Raw genomic sequence first — 22,814 nt, 5'->3', positions numbered from 1 at the left:
ATTAGGTTTGCGTTTAACCGTTTTGCATCTCACAAGTAAACCCTTTACAAAAAACGTCATGATTTTTTACTCTCGATGATAATTGAGTCCTGATCCATCTGTTCCATAATCAGTTCGGCCACTTCCCGAGGTGAGCGGAAACGAGAGGTATCTTTCACATGGTCACTATTTTCCCAAAATGGGGTGTCCATTCCACCCATATAAACTGCATTAAATTTAATCCCGCTACCTTCGTACTCTTTCTGCAGACTCTCGGTGAAGCCTCGAATTGCAAATTTACTGGCAGCATAGACTGCTTCATTCACTTTTCCACGCAAACCAGCTGTGGAAATGATATTCATGATTTGCCCCTCGGCTCTCTTAAGTAACTGAGGTAAAATTGCTTTTGTCATCAACAGTGTCCCTAAAATATTTGTATTAATCATTTCAGAAATATGCTGTTCATCCATTTCCACAAATGGACCGAAATGCCCCACTCCTGCATTATTAACTAATCCGTATATATGATATATCTGGCTAATTTCTTCCACTTTTTGCGAAACATCTTCAGCGTTGCCAATATCTAATAATAGGATATCAGCTTTTCCACCTTGTACGATAATTTCCTCTTTTGCAGTGATTAGTTTTTCAAGTGTCCGCCCTGTTAACAGAAGGTGATAGCCCTTTTGCGAAAAGATATGCGCTAATTCTTTACCTAAGCCAGAGCCTGCACCAGTAATAATGATTGTTTTCATACTTAAATCTCCTTTTTACATAAGTTAAACCTTATTAATTATATTATATTATATTAAAATAGAGGTATAAGGGGAGTGAATTAAATATGCAACAGGAGAAACGCTACAGTACAATGACTGAATATGAATTAAGGCAAGAAATCGGCATGCTCCAAGAACAAGCAAGAAAAGCAGAACAAATGGGTATGGTTAATGAGTTTGCCGTGCTTGAAAGAAAAGTCCAAATGGCGAAAGCGTACCTTATTGACCCTAATTCGTTTAAACCTGGAGAAATTTATGAAATTGAAGGGGATCCAGGACAATATTTTAAAATTGACTACATGAATGGTGTGTTTGCTTGGGGTTATCGACTTTCAGGTAATGGGAAAGAAGAGGCTCTGCCCATCTCACTATTGAATAAGCAAAAATAATCAGTGGACAAACCAGAGAGAAAACTCTCTGGCTTGTCTTGTGTTTACTTAAAATCGATTATTTATAAACTTGTGGTGACTCATCATCGCGTTCACCTGAAGCACGCATCCGCTCTTGTGGATGGGTATTAATCGTGCCGTCTGCTCGTTTTGAAGCATATTCTGCTTTTGCTCTTGGCTCTCCCTCGAGCTTGTTATTATTTTGATTTGGGAAATTCGTTGCTTTATTTCTCATGCTGTACCTCCATCAAGGGAATGAGAACACGTGAAAAGCAAAGCATTCTCAATGCTTACCACGTAAAGATAGTATCTGCTTTTTTAAATTAGGTTATGTTAAAAGAAATTGGCAATGAGGTGAAGAAATGAATGATTATCATGAACGATTAACAAAATTGCTATTAGATAAAAACAAGCAACTCTCCTATAACCAAGCACGAACCTGGGTTGAGCTTCTTTGGGAAGATTTTGAAACGACCCATGCAAAAGCAGGCAGGGAATATATGGGCAGTGAAATGGCTGAAAGAATTGTAAGGCAATGGATTGAAAACTACGGAGATAAATTGCATGAATTTGCAGCCACAAACCCTAAATACAAGGACTATTTAAATCAGGATAAAAATAGCTTAAACTAAAAAAATCTAATTTCTTTGAACTTAGATAACTGTCTAGCTCCAGCGCCCAACGGCTAGTGGACTTCGCACTCCGCCCTACGATAAGTCAACATCGGATCGCTTCGCTCTCCGTGTTTCCTTTATCTCAGTTGGAGCGCTCCAGTCCATACGCCGCTAAACGGGCGCTTTCGCTTTTCTTATTAACTTGGTATGATGCTTAATTTTTTTCGTAATTTCTTCTCACTAAACACCCACCCCGTATAAGAGCTAATTGGCTTCAAGTTACAATCTAATTGAACGACGGCCACAAACGGATAGTGTCCATTGCTCCGATAGCGTAAGTCAATAAATCGCACTTCGTAAAAATCAATGTATTCATCGACTTCCCACCGGTAGACTGGTGAAAAAGATAAAAATGCTGAAAGGTTTTTATCTTTTTTGGCTGCCTCGATTACGGGTGTTTTCGGTACAGGAATTCGGTTAAAATGATCTAAAATTTCCACTTGGTTATTAACTGCTTTTCCAACAAAAAATTGTTTTTTGTTCATGGCAGCAATTCTCCATTGATGAAACCTCATCGTGGGGGCAATAATTATTTCTGTTGCAGTGGGAATAACTCTTCTTACCTCACCCAAAACCCTATTTTTCGCCCTAAAACGAGCGAGATAGTAAGCTACAATAAATGTATACATGATCAAAAAAGTATAACCCGGATTGGCTCCTAACACCCAAATAGCGATTCCAAGGATATGAATCCCAAAGATAATCGGGTCAAACGTATTTATTACACCCAGCGCGACCCATTTTGTTGAAAAAGGCCTAAGAGCTTGTGTACCGTAAGCATTAAATATATCAACAAATACATGGATAAAAACCGCTGCAAAGGTCCAAGCCCATAAATGAAAAAGATTGGCATCAGGGAAAAACGGATAAATAACAGCTAACAGGACGAGTGGCCACAAGATTACAGCAGGGATGGAGTGAGTAATCCCGCGATGATTGCGAATGTATATGGCATTATTCCTTAGCTTCAAAACAGTATCAATATCAGGTATTTGCGACCCGGCAATGGTTGCAATTAAAACACTCGTCGTGGTCGCGTGGCTGCTAAATACTGCGGGATCAAGTGTAGCAAGACCACCAAGAGCAATACCCATGACAACATGAGTTCCTGTATCCAAAAGGAAAGCCTCCTTTAATATAGTTCTTGTCAAACGAAACAAATTGAATTATCGTAAAACGAAATACATTATTTATTATAATGCCTTTTTGCATACGGTTTAACAACACCTGGAGGAACAAAAGTTATGATAATTGAACTAAAGAATTTAGCAAAAATCAATATATATGCTTTCCAAAATGATCTAATTTCCTGGTTCAAACAGGAACAACGGGACTTGCCTTGGAGAAAAGACCAAGACCCATATAAAATATGGGTCTCAGAAATCATGCTCCAACAAACAAGAGTGGATACGGTCATTCCTTATTTTAATCGCTTTATTGAATGGTTTCCCACGATTGAAGACCTTGCCAAGGCAGAGGAAGATAAAGTGCTAAAGGCTTGGGAAGGACTGGGATATTATTCACGAGTTCGGAATCTACAATCGGCTGTACAGGAAGTAAGCGAGAAATACAACGGTGAAGTGCCAAACACTCCCGAAGAGATTGCTGGACTAAAAGGGGTTGGACCGTATACGGCAGGTGCCATATTAAGTATTGCTTACGGAATTCCTGAGCCTGCTGTCGATGGAAACGTAATGAGGGTAATCTCAAGAGTCCTTTCCATCTGGGATGATATTGCCAAATCATCTTCGCGCAAGATTTTTGAAAAAGCAGTTCGACAGTTAATTTCACATGATGACCCATCTTCATTCAACCAAGCTTTAATGGAGTTGGGGGCGTTAATTTGTACGCCAACCTCTCCTGCTTGCTTATTATGTCCAGTACGTGACCATTGCCAAGCTTTTGATGAGGGAGTTCAAAATGAACTGCCGATAAAGACTAAAAAAACCAAGACACGTGACGTTCAACTTGCTACAGCTATTTTATTAGATGAAAATAAAAAGGTGTTAATTCACAAGCGCCCATCAACAGGTCTGCTTGCGAACTTGTGGGAATTCCCAAATGTAGAAATCCATCATCCCTTACAAGAGGATCGGGAGCAAATTGCTGAATCGTTCCAGAGTTTACTTGATGTAAACATAAAACTCGAGAGAATTATTGGGCAGATTCAACATACCTTTTCGCATTTAGTGTGGAATATCATGGTTTATTCAGGAACGATTAATTCTTCCTTTCAGGAAAGTGAAGAATGGAAGCTTGTTTCATTCGAAGAAATGAAAGAGTTTGCTTTCCCAGTATCTTCACAAAAAATGCTCAAGCTTTTTCACGAATATCAAATGGAATGAACGCCGCATGAGCGGCGTTTTTTCAATCATAAACTGTTTTGGTTCCATGTGTATAATCTGCTTCGTGGCGTTTGATTCCGCCACGATTTTCAATTTCTTCAATAATTTCGTGATGGATCGTTTGTCCCTCACTATTTAAATAGGGAGTAATTTGCTGTAAGGAGTGGTGGAAAAAAGCAAGTTCGCTCGTCTTCCAGTCGGATTTTGCCATCATCGAAAGTTCAGTCATATCTCGTCCAACATACATCCTGCATCTTCCTTTCAAGGGTTATTTACTACTTAGTGTTTTATAATAATTGTCTTCTATTCGCGGAAAAGTTAAAATGATAACAATACTTGAATATAGAAGGGAATAGTTAGATGACTCAAAAAGTAGCACTTATTACAGGAAGCAGCAGGGGAATCGGCAAGGCGACAGCACTACGATTAGCGGCAGCTGGATATGATATCGTTATTAATTATGCACGAAGTAAAAAAGGTGCACTTGAAACAGCTGAACAAATAGAGGCATTAGGTAGAAAGGTGTTAATTGTAAAAGCCAATGTGGGTGATGTTGCAAAAATAAAAGAAATGTTTACACAAATCGAAGCGGAATTTGGCCGCTTGGATGTGTTTGTCAATAATGCTGCATCAGGAGTTCAGCGTCCAGTAATGGAGTTAGAAGAGTCCCACTGGGATTGGACCTTGAACATTAATAGTAAAGCCTTGTTATTCTGTGCACAGGAAGCAGCAAAATTGATGGAAAGAAATGGCGGCGGAAAAATTGTCAGTATCAGTTCACTTGGTTCCATCCGCTATTTAGAAAATTATACCGTTGTAGGGGTTTCTAAAGCAGCTCTAGAGGCGCTAACAAGATATTTAGCAGTTGAACTAGCATCGAAGAATATCGTGGTTAATGCCGTCTCAGGCGGCGCTATTGATACGGAAGCATTAAAACATTTTCCAAATCGGGAAGAACTTCTTCAAGAAGCAAAGGATAAAACCCCTGCAGGAAGAATGGTCGAAATAGAAGACATGGTTAACTGTGTGATGTTCCTTGTATCTGAAGAATCAAGCATGATTAGGGGACAAACCATTATTATTGACGGTGGAATTTCGTTACTTGTTTAATTATTTTTAAATAATATTTTTTGCGGATAATCTCCACGAAGCATGGTTACATTATATTCGTGGAGGTGATATCAATGGCAAAATTCAATCAACAGCCAAACAAAACTTCAGCTGGAACTAACATCCAGGAAGTTAGACAACAAAACGCTCAATCTCAATCAGGATCGCAAGGCTCATATGGAACTGAATTTGCGAGTGAGACAAATGCTGCTGAAGTAAAAAAACAAAATGCAGCCTCAGCTCAAGGGTCTCAAGGGTCTCAAGGCTCTCAAGGCTCATACGGAACTGAATTTGCAAGCGAAACTAGCGCTGCTGAAGTAAAACAACAAAACCAGCAGTCTCAAGCACGTAAAAATCAAGGCAATGGCCAATTTGGTCAAAGCTAATAATAGTTACCCGGAAGGCACTCTAGAATCGTTTAGAGTGTCTTCTTCTGTTGGTTCAAGTTCTTATTCGACAAAACTTCTCTTAAGTCTACATATGTTGTCAAAGGAGAATAAAACTTATTCGAGAATACATATTAGGTACTAATAATAAGGCGGTGAGGGAAATGGATCATTTTAACCGATTAGTTTCCGATCAATTGGTGACGATGGAAAAATTGCTATATCTTCAAGGAGAACTTGAACGTTGTCAACAAATCGAAGAAGAACTACAGACATTGCAAAAGGCTACGGACCTTGAAAGTGTTCAAACGGATATTCAACTGATGAAAAAAGAGTTGAAAGAGATCCAGACCATTTTTGAAAAGCAGACAGAAGAGGTAATTAATTCCTATCGGGAAATGAATTTATCAGCATCTTTTTAGGTAATAATGCAAAAATATCTAAAAAAATTCGCAAATTTTTACAAAGAGCCATCGAAATATGGCTCTTTTGTTTTAAAATCTGCTCTCAACCGTTATAATAATAAGAAATAGGAATTGTACTTTGTTACCTTTTGTCATTATTTATTTATATATTGGTTAAGAATAGGTTACAAAGCGTTCAGGAATGAAGGTAGGGGAGAAACATGGGCGTACCCATCGAAGGTGAACCAATGCAAATACATAGTTATAAGCACAATGGGCACATCCATCGCGTCTGGGAAGAAACAACCGTTTTAAAAGGGACACAGAATTTGGTGATTGGTGGCAATGACCGAACGCTTGTGACAGAATCAGATGGGAGGACTTGGATCACAAGAGAACCAGCCATTTGTTATTTTCATTCACAATATTGGTTCAATGTGATTGGAATGATTCGTGAGGATGGTATCTATTATTACTGTAATATCAGTTCACCATTTATTTTTGATGGCGAAGCACTAAAGTATATTGATTATGACCTCGATATCAAGGTGTTTCCTGATATGACCTTTAATTTATTAGACGAAGACGAGTATGAACGCCATCGTCGGGAAATGAACTATCCAGCTCCGATTGATCAAATTCTTAAAAGAAATGTTGAAAAGCTGATTCAATGGATTCGGCAGCGGAATGGCCCTTTTGCTCCAGATTTTATCGATATCTGGTATGAACGTTATTTAACCTACAGACGTTAGAATGGCAGCTAAGAATAAGCGCCTGTTGATGTAATCAACAGGTTTTTATTTGCTTCTTAAAGAAGATACTGAAAGGAGGGACAACTTGAACAGTATTCGCAGGTACTTGCAATTTGTAAAACCCTATCGACTGCAGGTGATAGGGACAATTATTATCGGAGTCATAAAATTTTCAATTCCTCTTATGATTCCGATGTTGATAAAGTATGTTGTGGATGACATTGTTGGAAGTCACAGTCTAGCCCGTGATGAGAAAATTAATAAATTAATGTTCGTTCTGGGTGTGATGATTGTTATTTTTGTCGTCTTGAGGCCGCCGATCGAATATTACCGGCAATACTTTGCCCAATGGACATCAAGTAAGATTCTTTATGATATACGTGATACCATGTATACCCACATTCAAAAGCTAAGCTTTAAGTATTTTTCGAATACACGTGCAGGAGAAATTATCTCACGCGTAATTAATGATGTGGAACAGACAAAGACATTCGTCATTTCAGGATTAATGAACCTCTGGCTGGATATTGCCACAATCATCATTGCAATTATTCTAATGTTTTCAATGAGTGCTAAACTGACATTTGTATCGATTTTACTGTTTCCGCTCTACGCCTTTTCGATCCGATATTTCTTTGGAAAATTACGGAGGCTGACGCGCATGCGTTCCCAAGCCCTAGCGGAGGTTCAAAGCTATTTACATGAGCGTGTCCAAGGGATGCCAGTAATTAAAAGCTTTGCGATTGAAGAGTATGAACAAGGTCAATTTGATAAACAAAATAAAAACTTTTTAGAAAAGGCCTTGCAGCATACTAGCTGGAACGCAAAAGCCTTTTCCGCGGTTAATACCATTACCGATATTGCTCCATTAATCGTGATTGGCTATTCAGCGTACCTAGTCATTTTGCATCAACTATCGCTTGGAACGATGGTTGCGTTTTTTGCTTATATTGACAAGCTTTACAGTCCACTGCGAAGATTGGTAAATTCCTCGACAACCATCACTCAATCGTTTGCATCCATGGACCGAGTGTTCGAATTTTTGGATGAAAAATATGATATCGTCGACGAGCCTAATGCACAAGTGTGCAAAAAGGTACATGGTGATATTTCATTTAATAATGTATCTTTTTCTTACGAATTAAAAGAGGAAATGGTTTTGAAAGAGATTACCTTACATGTAAAAAAGGGGGAAACCATTGCTCTTGTAGGTATGAGTGGTGGTGGGAAATCTACACTTGTCAGTCTGATTCCGCGATTTTATGATGTGACCGAAGGGAATATTACCTTAGATGGAGTAGATATCCGCCAATTTAAGGTTCAATCCTTAAGAGACAAGATTGGTGTCGTTTTTCAAGATAATATTTTATTTAGTGAATCCGTGATGGATAATATTTTATTAGGGAAGCCGGGTGCCACGAAAGAAGAGGTATACTTGGCAGCGAAAGCGGCCAATGCGGACGAGTTTATCTTAAACCTGTCTGAAGGATACAACACCAAGGTCGGCGAGCGTGGGGTGAAGCTTTCAGGAGGTCAGAAACAACGTGTTGCAATTGCCCGTGTCTTTTTGAAAAATCCACCGATCTTAATTCTTGATGAGGCAACATCTGCACTAGATTTAGAGAGTGAGCATGCGATACAAGAGTCGCTTGAGGAACTAGCAAAGGACAGAACTACGTTTATTGTTGCTCACCGCTTATCGACGATTACACATGCAAATCGAATTGTCTTGATTGAACATGGTAAAATCGTAGAAGTGGGAACACATGATGAGTTAATGGCGAAGCAAGGAAATTATTATAAACTTTTTCAGGTACAGCAGTTAGAGCATAAAGAAACCGAAGCAGAATAAATTGCTTCGGTTTCTTTTTTACATACTTTTCTCATCAATGGATACTTCATTATGATGATACGAATGGAAGCTTGTAATCAATGTATCAAGATGTTCAACCTGTTCACCGTAATCAATAATCGAGGCGACGATTTGCATAGTGTGATAAAGATGCGGATTATCATGATCGGTAAATGCTTGTTGGTAAAGTAGAAATAAATCGAATAATTCCTTATTGTTCAGGCAATTCGAACTTTCTGTATCGCCAGGAGGATTTGGAATTTTTCCAATAAATCTAAGCATGAGTTGTTCATGATGATAAATGAGACAATCCAATTGTTCCTGTATCGATAGTTGGAACTTTTCCGGCAGGTGCAATAGCTCATTCTCAAACCGATGGAGTTTTTTTAAAGTTACAAGTGCCTTTTTTGCAGCAGAATGCATTTGCCGATAAATAACAAGTTTACGTGATTTTTCCAAGCTATTTTTCTTAAAATAACTGTGTTCTTCTTTGTACATAGAATAAAACTGACTCATTTGGATGATATTCTCTTTTAATTTATCTATATCTGTTTTGAGGAGATTATGATCGAAATCATGTCTAGTGCTTAAACGGATCCATCTAATAATTTCTTCCGTTGTGTTTGTCACACTAAAATAAAGTTTATTTTCATACTTGGGCGGCATAAAGACAAGATTGACTATAAATGCTGAAAATACCCCAATCATTATGGTGGAGAAACGGATTCCGGCAAATGGTATGAAATCGCCACCTGATTTTTCCATGATGGATATTAATGTGACAAGTGATAATCCTATCGTGTTTTCGAGTTTCAGCTTTAAATTAATGCCTATCACAATAATTGCTGCCAAGCCAATGACAATAATATGATTTCCTAACAAAAGTACAAAAGTAACAGCAAGTATAGCTCCAATGATATTACCTTGTATCTGTTCAATAATAGTTAAATAGGAACGATATATGGTTGGTTGAATGGCAAATATGGCAGCAATACCAGCAAATACAGGTGAGGGAGAGTGTAATAATTGACCTAAGTAAAGGGATAAAACAATAGCAATTCCCGTTTTTAAGATGCGGGCACCTAACTTCATTCAGAATGGTTTCCTTTCAAAAGGTTTTCTTGTAAGCAAACTTTTACTATACATGGGTTAACTAAGAGAATCAAGAGATATTATATGAAATTATATTTCATTTGTGAAAGGATAATGTAATGTGAAAAAACGCCCGCTGAGAGCAGCGGACGTTTCTAGTAATATTATAAATCATTCTGTTGATACAGATGGATCTGCTTGTTCTTTGACAGGAAGGACCTGAACAAATTGACTGTCTAAATCAGTTAGCAGGGCACGAAGTTGATTAGCTTCGTCAGCCTGACCGTTCTGTTCAAGCAAGTCAGTATATTTGGTTAATAGCTCGTTAATATCTTGTTTGCCTTTTTCGTTTAAATCAACAACTGAAACCTTTGCCCCTTTGGCAATTCTTCTTTGAATAGCATCTTTTGTTAGCCCCATATCAGGCTGCTGGCGAATATAGACAACCCCGCCCGTCATTCCTGCACAAATCCATGGACCCGGGTCACCCAGTACAAGGCCGCGGCCATTTGTCATGTATTCAAAGGCAAAGCCTTTAATATTAGCATTTGAACCAATATTACCAGCTTCTTTTTCTGGAAGTGGCTTTTTCACAGCTCCGCCGATAATTAAGTCAGCACCGGAAAGTCTAATCCCTGCACGTGCATCTGCATTTCCTTGTGCAACAAGAAGCCCTTTTTGAGCACCGTAACCGAATCCTTTTCCGACGGAACCATTATAATATTGACCATCTTTACCTTTTGATTTTAGGATATAGATATTTCCACCAAAAGATGTTTTACCTACTCCGTCCTGACCGCCGCCATTTACAGTGATGTCAATTCCTTCACTATTATAAGCACCCAAACCATTTCCAGGAATGGAACCGCCTTTATACTTTAGTTGTACCGATGGAAGCTGCTTGTATGAACCATCAAGTCTTCCGCGAACACGGTGACAGGAAACCCGGCTGCCTAGAACACGCTGTTCCGATGTAACACTTGCGAATTCACGGGAAGAGTGTAATTGATCGACACTGCCATCAAGATACTCTGCACCCACGGCAACTTGCATTTGAACTTCTTCAATTGATTTCGAGGCATTTGTGATTGCAAATTGGCTAATTTCTAATGGCTTTAACAAATAGGAGAGGCTAAGCTGACCTTGACCCTTCATTTGTTCTAATAAATCAGATCGACCTACTGCATCCTGTAAATTACGAATACCAACCGATGCTGCAATTGTCTTCAACTCTGTGCCAAAAGCTGTGAAGAGATTCATAATTCCCTGCACTGCTAATTCCAATTGGCGTGGAACAAAACGTCTTAAGCCGTGTTCCTTTGCTTGTGCTTCTGATTCAATTTGGGTTGCGATACCAACATGGCAGGTGTCTAAATGACAGCCGCGGCAGGTCGTACAACCAATTGCCAGCATGGAAAGCGTACCGAAACCAACACGGTTTGCACCAAGCAACATGATTTTCATAACATCCATAGCGCTCTTCATGCCGCCATCAGCCCAGATTTCTACTTTATGACGAAGTCCGCTTTCAAGCAGGGCATTATGTGCTGCCTTAACGCCAATTTCTACTGGTAAACCAACATGCTGAAGGGCATGAATTCTGGCTGCCCCCGTACCGCCATCAAAACCGCTTAAGGTGATAATATCTGCACCTGCTTTAGCAATACCAACAGCAATCGTTCCGATATTTGGAACAACAGGAACTTTAACAGCAATTTTTGCTTGATCGTTTGCCGTTTTTAATTCAAGGATCATTTGTGCTAAATCTTCAATTGAGTAGATATCATGGTTGTTTGATGGTGAGATCAAATCAGAACCAAGTGTTGCATTACGTGCTTCTGCAACCTTTGCGGTAACCTTAGAACCAGGTAAATGTCCGCCTTCACCAGGCTTAGCACCCTGACCAATTTTAATTTCTAATAGGTTCGAAGAGTTAAGGAGTTCCGCATTAACGCCAAATCTTCCGGAGGCAATTTGCTGTCCTCTTGTTTTTGGATATTTACCGAGCATATCCTTGATTTCTCCGCCTTCACCATTTAGGCTGACCATATTTAACCTGTCTGCACCTTCGGCATAAGCTCTGAATGCTGTTTCATTCTGTGACCCAAATGACATGGATGAAATAAGGAACGGTAAGTCATGGTCTCCAACACGAAGATCCACTTCTGCTGGTGTTAGCGATTTACTACTCTTTTTAAGTTGTATTAAATGGCGAATTGTTGTTGGATTCTCCGTTTCTTGTTCAGAGATTTTATCACGATAACTACTATAATCACCTGTAGCTGCCACTTCACCAATTGCTTTCCAAATCCGTGGGAAAAGGTGGAACGTCTTTCCTATTCTTTCCTTATCATTGTGGTAATCTTCTGCTCTGGACAGAGCATCAAGTTTCATCGCTTCAAAATCTGTCTCAAGTTCCTTTGAACCGAAGAAGTTAACGATGTTTAATAGGTTAGCAATTTCTTCATGTAACCCGATACTTGAGAAAAGACGACCATACCCTCTAAGTTCATGTATACCTATGGTTGAAATTACTTTTTCCAATCCTTTAGTTAATGCACTATATAGGTTCGTTAAAGGCTTTGTTGTCTCGTCAAGAACCGTTAAGAACATGTAATAAGGACTAATTAAATCGGCACCTAATCCAAACGCAGTAATCATATCATGTAGTGAACGAATAGCTCCAGAGCGAAGGACTAAAGAACAATCTCTTCTTATTTCCGCTTTAACTAGTGCTTGATCAATGGCAGATGTTACTAAATGTGGATCAATCCAATAGGAATCTTCCTGATGTGCTTTTGCATCATCAAGGACAAGTAATGTCTTCCCAGCCTGAACCGCTTGGACAGCTTCAGTTGCAAGTCTTTCCAATGCATGCTCCAACTTTTCTTCTTTTTTGAAGATTGTAGAAACAAAGGTTACTAGCTTTTGTTCCTGAAAATGATGAACAACTTGATCAAAACTTGGCTGTCCTAAGTCTTCGGAAAGATTATAGCCTGCTTTTCCTTCCAATAATAAAGGAGTGGTCAGTTCTATCACAGTCTCACTATTTTCTTTATTAAATAAAGTTGGTCGCTTTCCGATAATTACTCGAGTGGAAAAATGTTCAGTTTCACGGTCCCGGTCAATTGCAGGATTCGTAACGACAGCCACACTTTCTTTAAAATAATCGGCAATATTTTTTCGTTCAGGGTTAAGCGCAGCTAGAGGGGCATCGTGGCCCAATGAACGGATTGGCTCTACCCCTTTTTCTGCCATTTGCTCGATTAATTGGATATGATCGCGTTCCCAGCCAAAAGCTTTATATTGTCCATTATGGATTTTGTCAGGATAATTCATTGTAACTGTCTTACCTAATGAAGGAGGAAGCAGACGCGCCCGCACCTCGCTGAAATTTAACTTATTAGAAAAGCGAGTGTAGACCTCATTCTGAAAACGGTCTTGTTCATATACTTCCAACGTTTCATCGTTCCATTTAAAGCCAACCTTTTCACCTGGTGCTAAAGGCTTTGGATCATTAACATATTCGCTCGAAGAAATGATTCCAGGTTCTGAGGAAAACAGATACGAGCTATCAATTTCAAGCATCCAAAGTGGACGAAGACCGAGAGCATCGACACTGAAAACAGCTTCATCGCCAAATCTAGAGATAATTCCTGCAGGGCCTTGGGCAAAGTGTCCCCAGGCTTCCCTCAGATAAGTATATAGATCTTGGAGATTTTCAGGATATGCCTTAATTTCATTGATAATGGGCGGGAATAAAACATCCATTGCTTCAAATAAAGAATAACCTTCACGGCAAATTAATGTTTCCATTGTCCGACTTAAATCTTGAGAGTCACTGCCATCTTTGACTAACGGCACACCAATCATTTTAGCTTCATCGCGAAGCTTTGCAATTGTATTGATCTCTCCATTATGCCCGAGAACACTAAAGGGCTGGACCCGGAAAAAGCTTGAAAGGGTATTCGTAGAATAGCGATTATGTCCGAGTGTCATTGTTGATGCAACAAGTGGATTTGCAAGGTCATGATAGTAACGAGGAAGAATATCCCCGGCACCCATTACTTTATACACCACATGGTTCTGACTTAGTGAAGCGACATGAACAAGTTCGTTTGTTTCTAAATCAACTAATGCATCAAAAAGGGCCTTAGTTAATTCCTGCCCTTTTTGAGCGGAAAGACAGGCAAATTGCCAAAACACAGGATTTTCCTGGATAGCGATTGGACCTAGAGCTGAAGTGTCAGTTACTTTATCTGTTTCATAGACTAAATCAAAGCCGTATTTTTCTAACTTGTTTATTAATTCTTGTTTCGTAGTCTTCCAGTTTGCTTTTTGGCTAATAAAAACATGGCCAACAGCAAATTCTTCTTTTTCAGCAAGTGTTGGTTCTTGACCGGCCTGGAGCAGTTTTTCTTTCCAAAGTGCAACAGGGATATCCGTATGAATACCGACGCCATCGCCTTCTCCGTTAATAAAACCAGCGCGATGATTCATTGTTACTAAAGCGTTTATACAATCAAAAATATTCTTTCTAGTTGGACGCTTTGATTTTTCAAGACATGCGACAATCCCGCAGGCATCATGTTCTTGTTTGTGGAAATCTTTGAATAGGGAAGGGGTCCATTTTTCTGTCATCATATTAGGCTTTAGCAAATTTCTGCTAAGGCCTCTTTCACCTCCTATGAAACTTAAAGTTTATGAATATATTATTTTGTTTGTAGTTTGTACTCGGTTGTAACTTTAACGGGGTATAAAGTAAAAGGGTAAAAAATAATAATTTAATAGTATCATAAGAATTTTCAGAAATCAAATAAATATACATTATTTTGGATAAGAAAATAGAGCGAAAATTGTGATGGGTAATTGAGGAAATGTGTAATTGTAAACGTTTTCAATTGAATAAAAAGAAAAAAAGGAAGTGATTCCCACTTCCCTTTTTTGCATAAAAGATGCATATTTATTCGTTAGAAAGTAAGAAAAATGCATTTCTAACTGCGTGTAAAGTTGCTTCAATATCCTCTTGGGTGTGAGCAATGGTCAAGAACAATGCTTCATATTTGGAGGGAGCAAGGTTTATTCCTTGGTGCAGCATATGTTTAAAGAACTTTGCAAATGTTTCACCGTCTGTATTTTCAGCTTGCACATAGTTTTCTATTTTTTCATTTGTAAAATAAACAGTTAATGCGCCCTTCAAACGATTAATTGTTATCTGAATATTGTTTTCCTTCGCAGCCTCTAAAATTCCCTCTTCAAGCATCGCACCTAAACGGTCTAAATAATCATAAATACCCTCTTGCTTTAATACTTCAAGACAGGCGATTCCTGAAAGGATGGAAGCAGGGTTCCCTGCCATCGTTCCTGCTTGATAGGCAGGTCCGAGCGGAGCAACAGTTTCCATGATTTCCTTCCGTCCACCGTAGGCACCGATTGGCAGGCCGCCGCCAATGATTTTGCCTAACACCGTTAGGTCTGGCTGAACCCCTAATAAATCCTGGGCGCCGCCGTACATAAAGCGGAAAGCCGTGATGACTTCATCATAAATCACGAGTGCGCCTGCTGCATGGGTAATATCATTAACCTGTTGTAGGAAGCCTGGTTTCGGTTCAACAATCCCGAAGTTGCCAACAATCGGTTCCACGAGGACCGCAGCAATTTGATCGCCCCATTTAGCAATCGCTTCTTTAAATGGCTCGATATCATTGAATGGTACTGTAATTACTTCTTGAGCGATGCTTTTCGGTACACCAGCAGAATCTGGCGTGCCTAAAGTAGATGGCCCTGAGCCTGCAGCGACAAGGACTAGGTCAGAGTGTCCATGATAACAGCCGGCAAATTTGATAATTTTATCGCGGCCAGTATATGCACGGGCAACACGTATAGTCGTCATTACACCTTCTGTGCCTGAGTTAACAAAACGAACCTTTTCCATCGAAGGAATCGCTTCTTTTAACATTTTAGCAAATTTCACTTCATGCGGTGTTGGTGTACCATAAAGGACGCCACTTTCAGCCGCATGTTTGATTGCTTCTGTAATATGCGGGTGGGCATGGCCTGTAATAATTGGGCCATAGGCTGCAAGATAATCGATATACTGATTGCCGTCGACATCCCAAAAGTAAGCACCTTGAGCGCGCTCCATTACAACAGGGGCACCGCCGCCAACAGCTTTGTAGGACCGAGAAGGACTATTAACGCCGCCAACAATGTGTTCAAGTGCTTCATTATGTAATCTTTCTGAATTAGTAAATTTCATATTTTTTCCTCCTTCATCTGATTCTTACCTATTTTATCACTTTTCCTTACTGACTTAATGTGTTTTCATTTTTCGGAAAGTTAGTGAAGTGCGTGATTGTTGTTTTATCAGTCTTATTTGGCTAAACTATCCTTTTAGGCATCGATTCGGGAGGAAAAAATGGAAAATGTAATTGAAGTGACGAACTTAAGAAAAGATTTTAAGTCCTATTCCAGTCGGACGGGCTTAAAAGGGGCGTTTCGAGATTTACTAACAAGAAATTATAAAGTAGTTCCAGCTGTAAATGATATTAATTTTTTAGTGAAAAAGGGTGAAATGGTCGGATATATTGGTGAAAATGGTGCCGGTAAATCAACTACGATTAAAATGCTGACAGGAATTTTAACACCTTCTTCAGGGCAAATCACCGTAAATGGAATGAACCCACATAAAGAACGGGAAAGATTTGTCCAAACCATTGGAGTTGTTTTTGGACAACGATCGCAATTATGGTGGGATATAGCGGTTCAGGAATCCTTTCGCCTTTTGAAAAAGGTGTATAAGGTGTCAGATGAAGATTATAACAGCCACATGAATCATGTCATCCAGACATTAGATATTGAACCGCTCTTAGATAAGCCAGTGCGCAAATTATCGCTTGGCCAAAGAATGAGGTGTGAGCTTGCAGCTGCATTGATTCATAACCCCCCATTATTGTTTTTGGATGAACCGACGATCGGCTTAGATGTGCTCGTTAAGTTGAAAATCCGGGATTTTTTAAAAGAAATTAATGAGAAATATCAGACGACCATTCTCCTAACCACACATGATTTAACGGATATAGAGGCATTATGCGAACGGGTGATTATGCTTGACGAGGGAAAGGTTATTTATGATGGTGCATTAAAGAATCTTCAGGAGAAATGGGGAGAAGGAAAAGAACTTCAGTTTCAGTTTCTTGAAAAGGTTGGAGTTTCTGAACTGCTAAATCTCACCCAAGGGATACCTGTTAAGTGGGAGCAGGACGAAAAGGAGCAAATCTTTACAGCGTCATTAGAAGATAATGATGAACTTATTTCACAGGTCATTGCCAAGGTAGTCGCTGCATTTAAAATAAAAGATATTAAAATAAACGAAACCTCTACAGAAGAAATCATTCGAAATATCTATGAAAAGGGTGCAGTGTAAGTGGATAAATACCTTGAAATGATTAGAATCCGCTTTTTAATGATGCTTGCATACCGGACCAATTATTACACAGGAATTCTAATCTATAGTATTAACATTGGAGCATATTATTTTTTGTGGTCCGCGATCTATGGTTCAAAGGAACAGATTGTTGGTCTTTCGGTCACACAGATGACCACCTATGTAGCCGTTTCCTGGATGGCACGTGCATTTTACTTCAATAATCTCGATCGTGAAATGGCGTTAGAAATTATGGAAGGGAAAGTGGCGATTGAATTAATCCGACCTTATAATTATCTTGGAATGAAAACGATGCAGGGCCTGGGGGAAGGGATTTTTAGACTATTCTTCTTTTCTATGCCTGGAATGCTGATTGTTTATTTTGTCTTTCCTATAGAATTTACATGGGATTTAAGTGTCTGGGGATTATTTGCGCTCTCCATTCTGTTAAGTTTCTTTATAAACACCGAACTGAATTTATTAACGGGGATTACTACTTTCTTCTTATATAATAACTCTGGGCTCATTCGGGCAAAACGTGTCGTGATTGATTTATTTTCAGGACTGCTCTTGCCGATTAGTTTTTTTCCGGGCTGGGCACAAGATGTGATGAAATTTCTTCCCTTTCAAGGAATTAGTTATTTTCCGAGTATGATTGTTACGAAGGGGTTTTCCCATACCCAAGCACTTGAAGCGATTTTTCAACAATTTGTTTGGGTAATCATTTTATTTTTTCCAATCCAAATCCTTTGGTCCTTGGCGAAAAAACAACTGATTATTCAGGGGGGCTAAAAGTTGTTTTATATTTCGATGTTTTTTCAATACTTATCTCAATATTTAAAAACAAGACTTCAATATCGAGCAGATATATTTGTAGAGTTTTTTTCTGATTTACTTTCGCAAGCGATAAATCTTATCTTCATATTGGTTGTCTTTGGACATACTAATTTTCTAAATGGCTGGAGCAGAGATGAAATCATCTTCATCTATGGATTTTTTCTGGTCCCATCCGCAGTCTTTTCTGCATTCTTTAACATATGGGATTTTAATGAACGCTATATCGTTAAGGGTGAGTTAGACCGTATCTTAACCAGGCCGATACACAGTCTCTTTCAAATTATTCTTGAACGAATTGAAATGGAATCATTATTAGGGGCGATCACGGGACTTGCTGTCATGTTTTATGCGGGTAGTCGCTTAGGGCTAGAGGTACATTGGTTCGATCCGTTCTTGTTTATTGTTTTTGTGCTCGGTGGGGCACTGGTTTATGGTGGAGTGTTCATCATGATTGCCTGCATTAGCTTTTGGGCAGATGCACGTACCTCGCTTATGCCGATGATGTACAATATTAGCAATTATGGACGATACCCCGTTAATATTTATAATAAACTCATTCGTTTTGTACTCACGTGGGTGTTGCCATTTGCTTTTGTTGGCGTTTATCCAGCTGCATTTTTCCTCGGCAAAAAAGAATGGTTTTGGTACTCTTTTTTAACTCCCGTGATTGGAGTTGTTTTCTTCGTACTGTCCGTCATGCTTTGGAATCAAGGGGTAAAAAAATACCGAGGTGCCGGCAATTAACTAGAATTTGATATTATATTGGCCAAGCGTGCATAGAAATTAAATACCAGATGTTAAATTGAGGTGATCTGTGTGTTTTTTTTCTTGCTTCCACTCGTTATTTTTTGCATCTTTATGAGTTTAAGGACGCTTTTTGTTCCAAATACTATAAGAGGAAAAGTGGTATCGATTGAAAACTTTTTGTATTTAGGTTCTGTTTATTTGACTGTCATTATTGGTTTTGGTCTTATTTATTTACTTTTTGAGTTGATTGGAATGCCATTATTGAGGGAGGTAAATAATCAAGACCACCAGAATATCTTTGAAACAAGCTTTTACTTTAGTGCAATGACCTTATTTTCAGTTGGAAATGGGGATGTCATTCCACATGGTTTAGGAAGAATCATTACTGTCATCGAGGCCTTGATAGGTTATACACTACCGGCCGCCTTTGTTGCTCGCGTTGTGTTTGATCGGGAAAAAGTCAGCTAGCGATGCAGGAAGGTTGTGTTGTGAGCCTTAATTTTGATACGCTGACATTATGGAATAATTTACAATGGGAGTGGTAAGGATGACAGTTGAAATTGGAATGCAGGTGCCGTATTTTGAGTTAGAAACCAATAGTGGAGAAACAGTAACTCTTTCAAAATTCAAGGGCACTAATGTTGTGCTTTATTTTTATCCTAAAGACATGACACCAGGCTGTACAACCGAAGCATGTGATTTTCGAGATCAAATTCAACAATTTACAGAGGTGAATGCCGTTATTTTGGGTGTGAGTCCGGACCCGGTTGAGCGCCATCAGAAATTTGTTGAGAAATATGGTTTGCCATTTTTGCTGCTTGCAGATACGGAACATCGATTAGCGGAAGCATTTGGGGTTTGGAAGTTAAAGAAGAACTTTGGTAAAGAATATATGGGTATAGAAAGATCGACTTTTATTATTGATAAGGAAGGCAACCTTGTCAAAGAATGGAGAAAAGTCAAAGTTAAAGGCCATGTAGATGACGCTTTAACTTACATACGAGAACAGTTAAGCTAATTTGCTTACCAAAGCCTATTTTGTGCAGAAAAGGCATTTGTCCAATGCAAGAAACGTTGGATTGAATATCATTTTATTAGGGCATACCTCCTCAGATAAACTTTGGGTCCATTGTGGCCCCTTTTTTTATGGAATTAAACAGGGTTTCCATAATTCAAGTTTTCTAAGTATATATACAGGTGATATGATGAAGACAATAATTACACCTCGCTTAGTAAGGCGAATGCATAAGAATTAAAAGTTGCTAACATATCATTTTACAGGGGGATTAAAAATGAAAATATATACAAAGACCGGTGATAAAGGAACCACGTCACTTATCTACGGACAAAGAGTAGCGAAAAATGATTTGCGAGTCGAAGCCTATGGGACTTGTGATGAAACAAATTCTATGATTGGATTAGCGTTGAGTCACTTATTTAATGAAAATTTTCAAGGGAAAGAAATAATTGATACTATTTATCATAAAATACAAACAAATCTTTTTCATGTGGGAGCGGAGCTGGCTACGCCAAAAGGGAAAGAAGTAAAGTGGACACTTGCATCGTCAGATATTGAAGAAATGGAAAGACAAATCGATGACTGGAACGAATCACTTCCGGAATTAACGAATTTTATTCTGCCTGGCGGGCATCCAGCAGGTGCTGCTTTCCATGTAGCTCGAACAATGGCAAGAAGGGCTGAAAGATGTGCGGTTTCATTACGTGAAGAGGTTAATCCGCTTGTATTAGCCTATTTAAATCGACTTTCTGACTTACTCTTTGTGACCGCACGCTATGTGAACTATCAGTTAGGATTAGAGGAACAACCATTGCATGGAAAAAGAAGTTAAAGATTTAAGTTAATGAGCTAACAATATTGACAAAAGTACTAATTACTTAGTAAAATTAATTATAACAATTACAATGTAAGAATATTTTTTAGAAAGAAGGTGCATGGCGATGAATCCGTTAAAAGAAGCGTTAGATACTTTAAAAGACACAGGGGTACGAATTACTCCGCAACGTCATGCGATACTTGAATATTTAATAAACTCGATGTCACATCCAACCGCAGATGATATTTATAAAGCCCTTGAGGGGAAATTCCCTAATATGAGTGTGGCGACAGTTTACAATAATTTACGAGTATTTCGTGAAGTGGGTCTAGTGAAAGAATTGACTTTTGGTGATGCTTCAAGCCGTTTTGACTTTGTTACATCCCATCATTATCATGTGATATGTGAAAAGTGTGGAAAAATAGTTGACTTTCTTTATCCGGGGTTAGATGAAGTAGAGCACTTGGCATCGCATGTTACAGGTTTTAAAGTGGAGAATCACCGTATGGAGATTTACGGTTCTTGTCCTGAGTGCGCAAGTAAAGAAGTTCATTGATAGGATGGCGGCTGATTTATTTAAAATCAGCCTATTGCTGTAAATAAAAGAGGAAGAAGGAAACCATGGCATCTACTTTGCAGAGTGGTATTCTTCTTCCTCTTTCTATTTTAGGATTTTTTATTATAGGACTCATCGAATTCTTTACCTACAAGATTCGGGTCAAGGGTTAATGATTCTCGACAATACATACACATATCCACTCTACCAAGCATTTTAGTATGTTTTCCACAGCTTGGGCATTTCACTTGAATGGTTTTTGTTGATAACATTCCAATCCAAAAGTATACAATAGTACTGGCAATAATAAAAAGAAGGCCCAAAATCATAAAAATGGTCATAATAAGTGGTGAAGTTCGAAAAAAGATTCCAGCATACATAACAATGAAGCCGATGAAAATTAATGATAATGCAAAGGTACGAATTTTATTTATTTTACTCGAATATTTTGCCATATAACTCCCTCCTCGAGAAAACTATACCATATTTATCGAGAGAATAAAAAAACTAGGTGGAACAATGTCGAAATTTGTCTTCGGATAAAGAAGGAGATTTGTTTTCCTTGTCGAACTTATAATGCTACCTGAAAAAAATGGAGGAATGATAAATGGAAGACATCCTTCGGCCTATTTACCAAGAAAGGGCGAGCCAATTAAATACTCTTGGAGTATTAATGGTGCAAAAAAAACAAAAGTTAAGCCATATAACAGATTCATTTGATGTAATTCTCTTGGTTCTAGTCAAAGAGGCGGAACAGCCTCTATTTATAAAGCACTATACTTACCATGACAAAAAGGCTGCCATGCATATCATTACTGAAGCAAAGTTGCAGGAGTGGTTACTATTAGGAACAAATCGCAAAATTTTTGAATGGCTCCATGAGGCGAAAATCATTTTTGATCGAAACGAATACGTTGCCGAGTTAAAAACGGAACTGCGAGAATTTCCATTTAACGGACGCAAAATAAAAATGGGTTTAGAATTTGCTAAATTGATTCGGCGCTATGTCGATGGAAAGGCATTGTTTGAAGGACATCAGTTCTTAGATGCATATAATTATGTTGTCCATTCGCTTCACCATCTTGCAAGGCTGGCTGTGTTAGAAAATGGACTCCATCCGGAGCTAACGGTTTGGAATCAAGTAAAACAAATTGAACCGGAAATTTTTAAATTATATGAAGAGCTTGTCTATAGTGAAGAAACGCTGGAGAAAAGACTAGAGCTTTTATTCCTTGCGAGCGAGTTTATGATCCATTCGAGAACGACAATCGGCACGAATCATTTTTTAGAAATTCTTAGTCGTAAGGAAGTATGGCAGTTTAATGAAATTATGAACGAAGAAGAGTTGACCCCTTATTCAGTTGACCTTGCTGTCCTGCTCGAATATATGATTGAAAAGCATTTAGTTGATGTCGTTAATATTGAAACGAAAGGGCAAGGGGTTTTTCATAGAGGTTATCGGCTTAGTAAAAAATTATCGTAAAAAAACAAGAAAACGTATTGACCTTTTTATGATTCCTTGGTATATTAATAACCGTCGCTGCGAGACAAACAAACAAATAAATTGTTTTCGTAAGTGACGGTTTAAAAAAATGTTGACAGTAACAAACGCTTTATGTTAAATTAATAAAGTCGCTTACGAGCGACATTGAAA

General features: G+C 38.6%; 24 protein-coding genes. 16 read left to right on the top strand and 8 right to left on the bottom strand.

Annotation, left to right across the window (positions count from 1 at the left end):
* Positions 1 to 56 precede the first annotated feature (56 nt).
* Entirely contained in the window at positions 57 to 734 is a 678-nt protein-coding gene (locus tag BDR01S_RS21680) for an SDR family NAD(P)-dependent oxidoreductase (RefSeq protein ID WP_066251572.1), read from the bottom strand.
* 86 nt (positions 735 to 820) lie between these two features.
* Here BDR01S_RS21680 and BDR01S_RS21675 point away from each other — a divergent pair, with 86 nt between their 5' ends.
* Complete coding sequence (locus tag BDR01S_RS21675) at positions 821 to 1,144, top strand: YfhH family protein (protein ID WP_066251574.1); 324 nt, start codon at positions 821 to 823, stop codon at positions 1,142 to 1,144.
* 58 nt (positions 1,145 to 1,202) lie between these two features.
* On the opposite strand, the gene BDR01S_RS21670 is transcribed toward BDR01S_RS21675, so the two are convergent.
* Positions 1,203 to 1,379, bottom strand: a complete 177-nt coding sequence (locus BDR01S_RS21670; RefSeq protein WP_066251576.1) for a small, acid-soluble spore protein K — start codon at positions 1,377 to 1,379, stop codon at positions 1,203 to 1,205.
* A 127-nt stretch (positions 1,380 to 1,506) separates the two neighbouring features.
* Here BDR01S_RS21670 and BDR01S_RS21665 point away from each other — a divergent pair, with 127 nt between their 5' ends.
* Positions 1,507 to 1,776, top strand: a complete 270-nt coding sequence (locus BDR01S_RS21665) for a YfhJ family protein (RefSeq protein WP_066251579.1) — start codon at positions 1,507 to 1,509, stop codon at positions 1,774 to 1,776.
* Between the two features lie 179 nt (positions 1,777 to 1,955).
* Here the strand turns inward: BDR01S_RS21665 and BDR01S_RS21660 are convergent, their stop codons facing one another.
* The gene (locus BDR01S_RS21660; protein ID WP_066251582.1) at positions 1,956 to 2,936 is read right to left on the bottom strand and encodes a metal-dependent hydrolase; all 981 of its coding nucleotides are present in this window, start codon (positions 2,934 to 2,936) and stop codon (positions 1,956 to 1,958) included.
* Between the two features lie 126 nt (positions 2,937 to 3,062).
* On the opposite strand from BDR01S_RS21660, the gene mutY reads away from it, so the two are divergent.
* Positions 3,063 to 4,163, top strand: coding sequence for an A/G-specific adenine glycosylase (gene mutY, locus BDR01S_RS21655; RefSeq protein ID WP_066251584.1), 1,101 nt, complete (start codon positions 3,063 to 3,065; stop codon positions 4,161 to 4,163).
* A 22-nt stretch (positions 4,164 to 4,185) separates the two neighbouring features.
* Here mutY and yfhS read toward each other — a convergent pair whose 3' ends face one another.
* Positions 4,186 to 4,410: a mother cell protein YfhS gene (yfhS, locus tag BDR01S_RS21650; protein WP_066251585.1), complete on the bottom strand. Its 225-nt coding sequence runs from the start codon at positions 4,408 to 4,410 to the stop codon at positions 4,186 to 4,188.
* A 113-nt stretch (positions 4,411 to 4,523) separates the two neighbouring features.
* Between yfhS and fabL the strand changes: the two genes are divergently transcribed.
* From fabL to BDR01S_RS21625, 5 genes are all read left to right on the top strand, one after another.
* Positions 4,524 to 5,273, top strand: coding sequence for an enoyl-[acyl-carrier-protein] reductase FabL (gene fabL, locus BDR01S_RS21645; protein WP_066251588.1), 750 nt, complete (start codon positions 4,524 to 4,526; stop codon positions 5,271 to 5,273).
* Between the two features lie 74 nt (positions 5,274 to 5,347).
* Positions 5,348 to 5,659, top strand: coding sequence for a gamma-type small acid-soluble spore protein (locus BDR01S_RS21640; protein WP_066251591.1), 312 nt, complete (start codon positions 5,348 to 5,350; stop codon positions 5,657 to 5,659).
* Between the two features lie 164 nt (positions 5,660 to 5,823).
* Positions 5,824 to 6,081: a YgaB family protein gene (locus BDR01S_RS21635; protein WP_066251594.1), complete on the top strand. Its 258-nt coding sequence runs from the start codon at positions 5,824 to 5,826 to the stop codon at positions 6,079 to 6,081.
* A gap of 203 nt (positions 6,082 to 6,284) precedes the next feature.
* Positions 6,285 to 6,815 (top strand): nucleoside tri-diphosphate phosphatase, encoded by a 531-nt coding sequence (gene ntdP / locus BDR01S_RS21630; RefSeq protein ID WP_066251596.1) that lies wholly within the window; start codon positions 6,285 to 6,287, stop codon positions 6,813 to 6,815.
* Between the two features lie 85 nt (positions 6,816 to 6,900).
* Positions 6,901 to 8,667 carry an ABC transporter ATP-binding protein gene (locus BDR01S_RS21625; RefSeq protein ID WP_066251599.1) on the top strand — a complete coding sequence of 589 codons (1,767 nt, stop codon included), beginning with the start codon at positions 6,901 to 6,903 and terminating at the stop codon, positions 8,665 to 8,667.
* An 18-nt stretch (positions 8,668 to 8,685) separates the two neighbouring features.
* On the opposite strand, the gene BDR01S_RS21620 is transcribed toward BDR01S_RS21625, so the two are convergent.
* The 3 genes from BDR01S_RS21620 to BDR01S_RS21610 all read right to left on the bottom strand — a co-directional run bounded on the left by BDR01S_RS21620 (position 8,686) and on the right by BDR01S_RS21610 (position 16,018).
* The gene (locus BDR01S_RS21620; protein WP_066251602.1) at positions 8,686 to 9,759 is read right to left on the bottom strand and encodes an FUSC family protein; all 1,074 of its coding nucleotides are present in this window, start codon (positions 9,757 to 9,759) and stop codon (positions 8,686 to 8,688) included.
* Positions 9,760 to 9,930: 171 nt separating this feature from the next.
* Entirely contained in the window at positions 9,931 to 14,400 is a 4,470-nt protein-coding gene (locus BDR01S_RS21615; RefSeq protein WP_066259736.1) for a glutamate synthase-related protein, read from the bottom strand.
* A gap of 322 nt (positions 14,401 to 14,722) precedes the next feature.
* Positions 14,723 to 16,018 carry a glutamate-1-semialdehyde 2,1-aminomutase gene (locus BDR01S_RS21610; protein ID WP_066251608.1) on the bottom strand — a complete coding sequence of 432 codons (1,296 nt, stop codon included), beginning with the start codon at positions 16,016 to 16,018 and terminating at the stop codon, positions 14,723 to 14,725.
* A gap of 159 nt (positions 16,019 to 16,177) precedes the next feature.
* Here BDR01S_RS21610 and BDR01S_RS21605 point away from each other — a divergent pair, with 159 nt between their 5' ends.
* The 7 genes from BDR01S_RS21605 to perR all read left to right on the top strand — a co-directional run bounded on the left by BDR01S_RS21605 (position 16,178) and on the right by perR (position 21,160).
* Positions 16,178 to 17,185, top strand: a complete 1,008-nt coding sequence (locus BDR01S_RS21605) for an ABC transporter ATP-binding protein (protein ID WP_066251610.1) — start codon at positions 16,178 to 16,180, stop codon at positions 17,183 to 17,185.
* The gene (locus BDR01S_RS21600) at positions 17,186 to 17,977 is read left to right on the top strand and encodes an ABC transporter permease (protein WP_066251613.1); all 792 of its coding nucleotides are present in this window, start codon (positions 17,186 to 17,188) and stop codon (positions 17,975 to 17,977) included.
* A gap of 3 nt (positions 17,978 to 17,980) precedes the next feature.
* Entirely contained in the window at positions 17,981 to 18,766 is a 786-nt protein-coding gene (locus BDR01S_RS21595; protein ID WP_066251616.1) for an ABC transporter permease, read from the top strand.
* Positions 18,767 to 18,925: 159 nt separating this feature from the next.
* The gene (locus BDR01S_RS21590; RefSeq protein ID WP_335582571.1) at positions 18,926 to 19,237 is read left to right on the top strand and encodes a potassium channel family protein; all 312 of its coding nucleotides are present in this window, start codon (positions 18,926 to 18,928) and stop codon (positions 19,235 to 19,237) included.
* A 79-nt stretch (positions 19,238 to 19,316) separates the two neighbouring features.
* On the top strand, positions 19,317 to 19,787 hold the full coding sequence (bcp, locus tag BDR01S_RS21585) for a thioredoxin-dependent thiol peroxidase (RefSeq protein WP_066251619.1): 471 nt from the start codon (positions 19,317 to 19,319) through the stop codon (positions 19,785 to 19,787).
* Positions 19,788 to 20,061: 274 nt separating this feature from the next.
* Positions 20,062 to 20,619, top strand: a complete 558-nt coding sequence (locus BDR01S_RS21580) for a cob(I)yrinic acid a,c-diamide adenosyltransferase (protein ID WP_066251622.1) — start codon at positions 20,062 to 20,064, stop codon at positions 20,617 to 20,619.
* 103 nt (positions 20,620 to 20,722) lie between these two features.
* On the top strand, positions 20,723 to 21,160 hold the full coding sequence (perR, locus tag BDR01S_RS21575; protein WP_066251624.1) for a peroxide-responsive transcriptional repressor PerR: 438 nt from the start codon (positions 20,723 to 20,725) through the stop codon (positions 21,158 to 21,160).
* 110 nt (positions 21,161 to 21,270) lie between these two features.
* On the opposite strand, the gene BDR01S_RS21570 is transcribed toward perR, so the two are convergent.
* The gene (locus BDR01S_RS21570; protein ID WP_066251627.1) at positions 21,271 to 21,615 is read right to left on the bottom strand and encodes a YgzB family protein; all 345 of its coding nucleotides are present in this window, start codon (positions 21,613 to 21,615) and stop codon (positions 21,271 to 21,273) included.
* Positions 21,616 to 21,767: 152 nt separating this feature from the next.
* Here BDR01S_RS21570 and BDR01S_RS21565 point away from each other — a divergent pair, with 152 nt between their 5' ends.
* On the top strand, positions 21,768 to 22,643 hold the full coding sequence (locus BDR01S_RS21565) for a nucleotidyltransferase-like protein (protein WP_066251629.1): 876 nt from the start codon (positions 21,768 to 21,770) through the stop codon (positions 22,641 to 22,643).
* The last annotated feature ends 171 nt before the right edge of the window (positions 22,644 to 22,814 follow it).

This window comes from Neobacillus drentensis NBRC 102427, assembly GCF_001591445.1.
In the GTDB taxonomy this organism is placed as follows: domain Bacteria; phylum Bacillota; class Bacilli; order Bacillales; family Cytobacillaceae; genus Neobacillus; species Neobacillus drentensis.
The sequence above is the reverse complement of the archived record's forward strand: the minus strand, read 5'-3'. Positions and strand labels throughout refer to the sequence as shown.

Excerpts from the sequence above, each read along its gene's own strand:
- BDR01S_RS21680 (WP_066251572.1), bottom strand. The coding sequence starts at position 734 with ATGAAAACAATCATTATTACTGGTGCAGGCTCTGGCTTAGGTAAAGAA.
- BDR01S_RS21675 (WP_066251574.1), top strand. The coding sequence starts at position 821 with ATGCAACAGGAGAAACGCTACAGTACAATGACTGAATATGAATTAAGG.
- BDR01S_RS21670 (WP_066251576.1), bottom strand. The coding sequence starts at position 1,379 with ATGAGAAATAAAGCAACGAATTTCCCAAATCAAAATAATAACAAGCTC.
- BDR01S_RS21665 (WP_066251579.1), top strand. The coding sequence starts at position 1,507 with ATGAATGATTATCATGAACGATTAACAAAATTGCTATTAGATAAAAAC.
- mutY (WP_066251584.1), top strand. The coding sequence starts at position 3,063 with ATGATAATTGAACTAAAGAATTTAGCAAAAATCAATATATATGCTTTC.
- yfhS (WP_066251585.1), bottom strand. The coding sequence starts at position 4,410 with ATGTATGTTGGACGAGATATGACTGAACTTTCGATGATGGCAAAATCC.
- fabL (WP_066251588.1), top strand. The coding sequence starts at position 4,524 with ATGACTCAAAAAGTAGCACTTATTACAGGAAGCAGCAGGGGAATCGGC.
- BDR01S_RS21640 (WP_066251591.1), top strand. The coding sequence starts at position 5,348 with ATGGCAAAATTCAATCAACAGCCAAACAAAACTTCAGCTGGAACTAAC.
- BDR01S_RS21635 (WP_066251594.1), top strand. The coding sequence starts at position 5,824 with ATGGATCATTTTAACCGATTAGTTTCCGATCAATTGGTGACGATGGAA.
- ntdP (WP_066251596.1), top strand. The coding sequence starts at position 6,285 with ATGGGCGTACCCATCGAAGGTGAACCAATGCAAATACATAGTTATAAG.
- BDR01S_RS21620 (WP_066251602.1), bottom strand. The coding sequence starts at position 9,759 with ATGAAGTTAGGTGCCCGCATCTTAAAAACGGGAATTGCTATTGTTTTA.
- BDR01S_RS21615 (WP_066259736.1), bottom strand. The coding sequence starts at position 14,400 with ATGACAGAAAAATGGACCCCTTCCCTATTCAAAGATTTCCACAAACAA.
- BDR01S_RS21610 (WP_066251608.1), bottom strand. The coding sequence starts at position 16,018 with ATGAAATTTACTAATTCAGAAAGATTACATAATGAAGCACTTGAACAC.
- BDR01S_RS21605 (WP_066251610.1), top strand. The coding sequence starts at position 16,178 with ATGGAAAATGTAATTGAAGTGACGAACTTAAGAAAAGATTTTAAGTCC.
- bcp (WP_066251619.1), top strand. The coding sequence starts at position 19,317 with ATGACAGTTGAAATTGGAATGCAGGTGCCGTATTTTGAGTTAGAAACC.
- BDR01S_RS21580 (WP_066251622.1), top strand. The coding sequence starts at position 20,062 with ATGAAAATATATACAAAGACCGGTGATAAAGGAACCACGTCACTTATC.
- perR (WP_066251624.1), top strand. The coding sequence starts at position 20,723 with ATGGCGATGAATCCGTTAAAAGAAGCGTTAGATACTTTAAAAGACACA.
- BDR01S_RS21570 (WP_066251627.1), bottom strand. The coding sequence starts at position 21,615 with ATGGCAAAATATTCGAGTAAAATAAATAAAATTCGTACCTTTGCATTA.
- BDR01S_RS21565 (WP_066251629.1), top strand. The coding sequence starts at position 21,768 with ATGGAAGACATCCTTCGGCCTATTTACCAAGAAAGGGCGAGCCAATTA.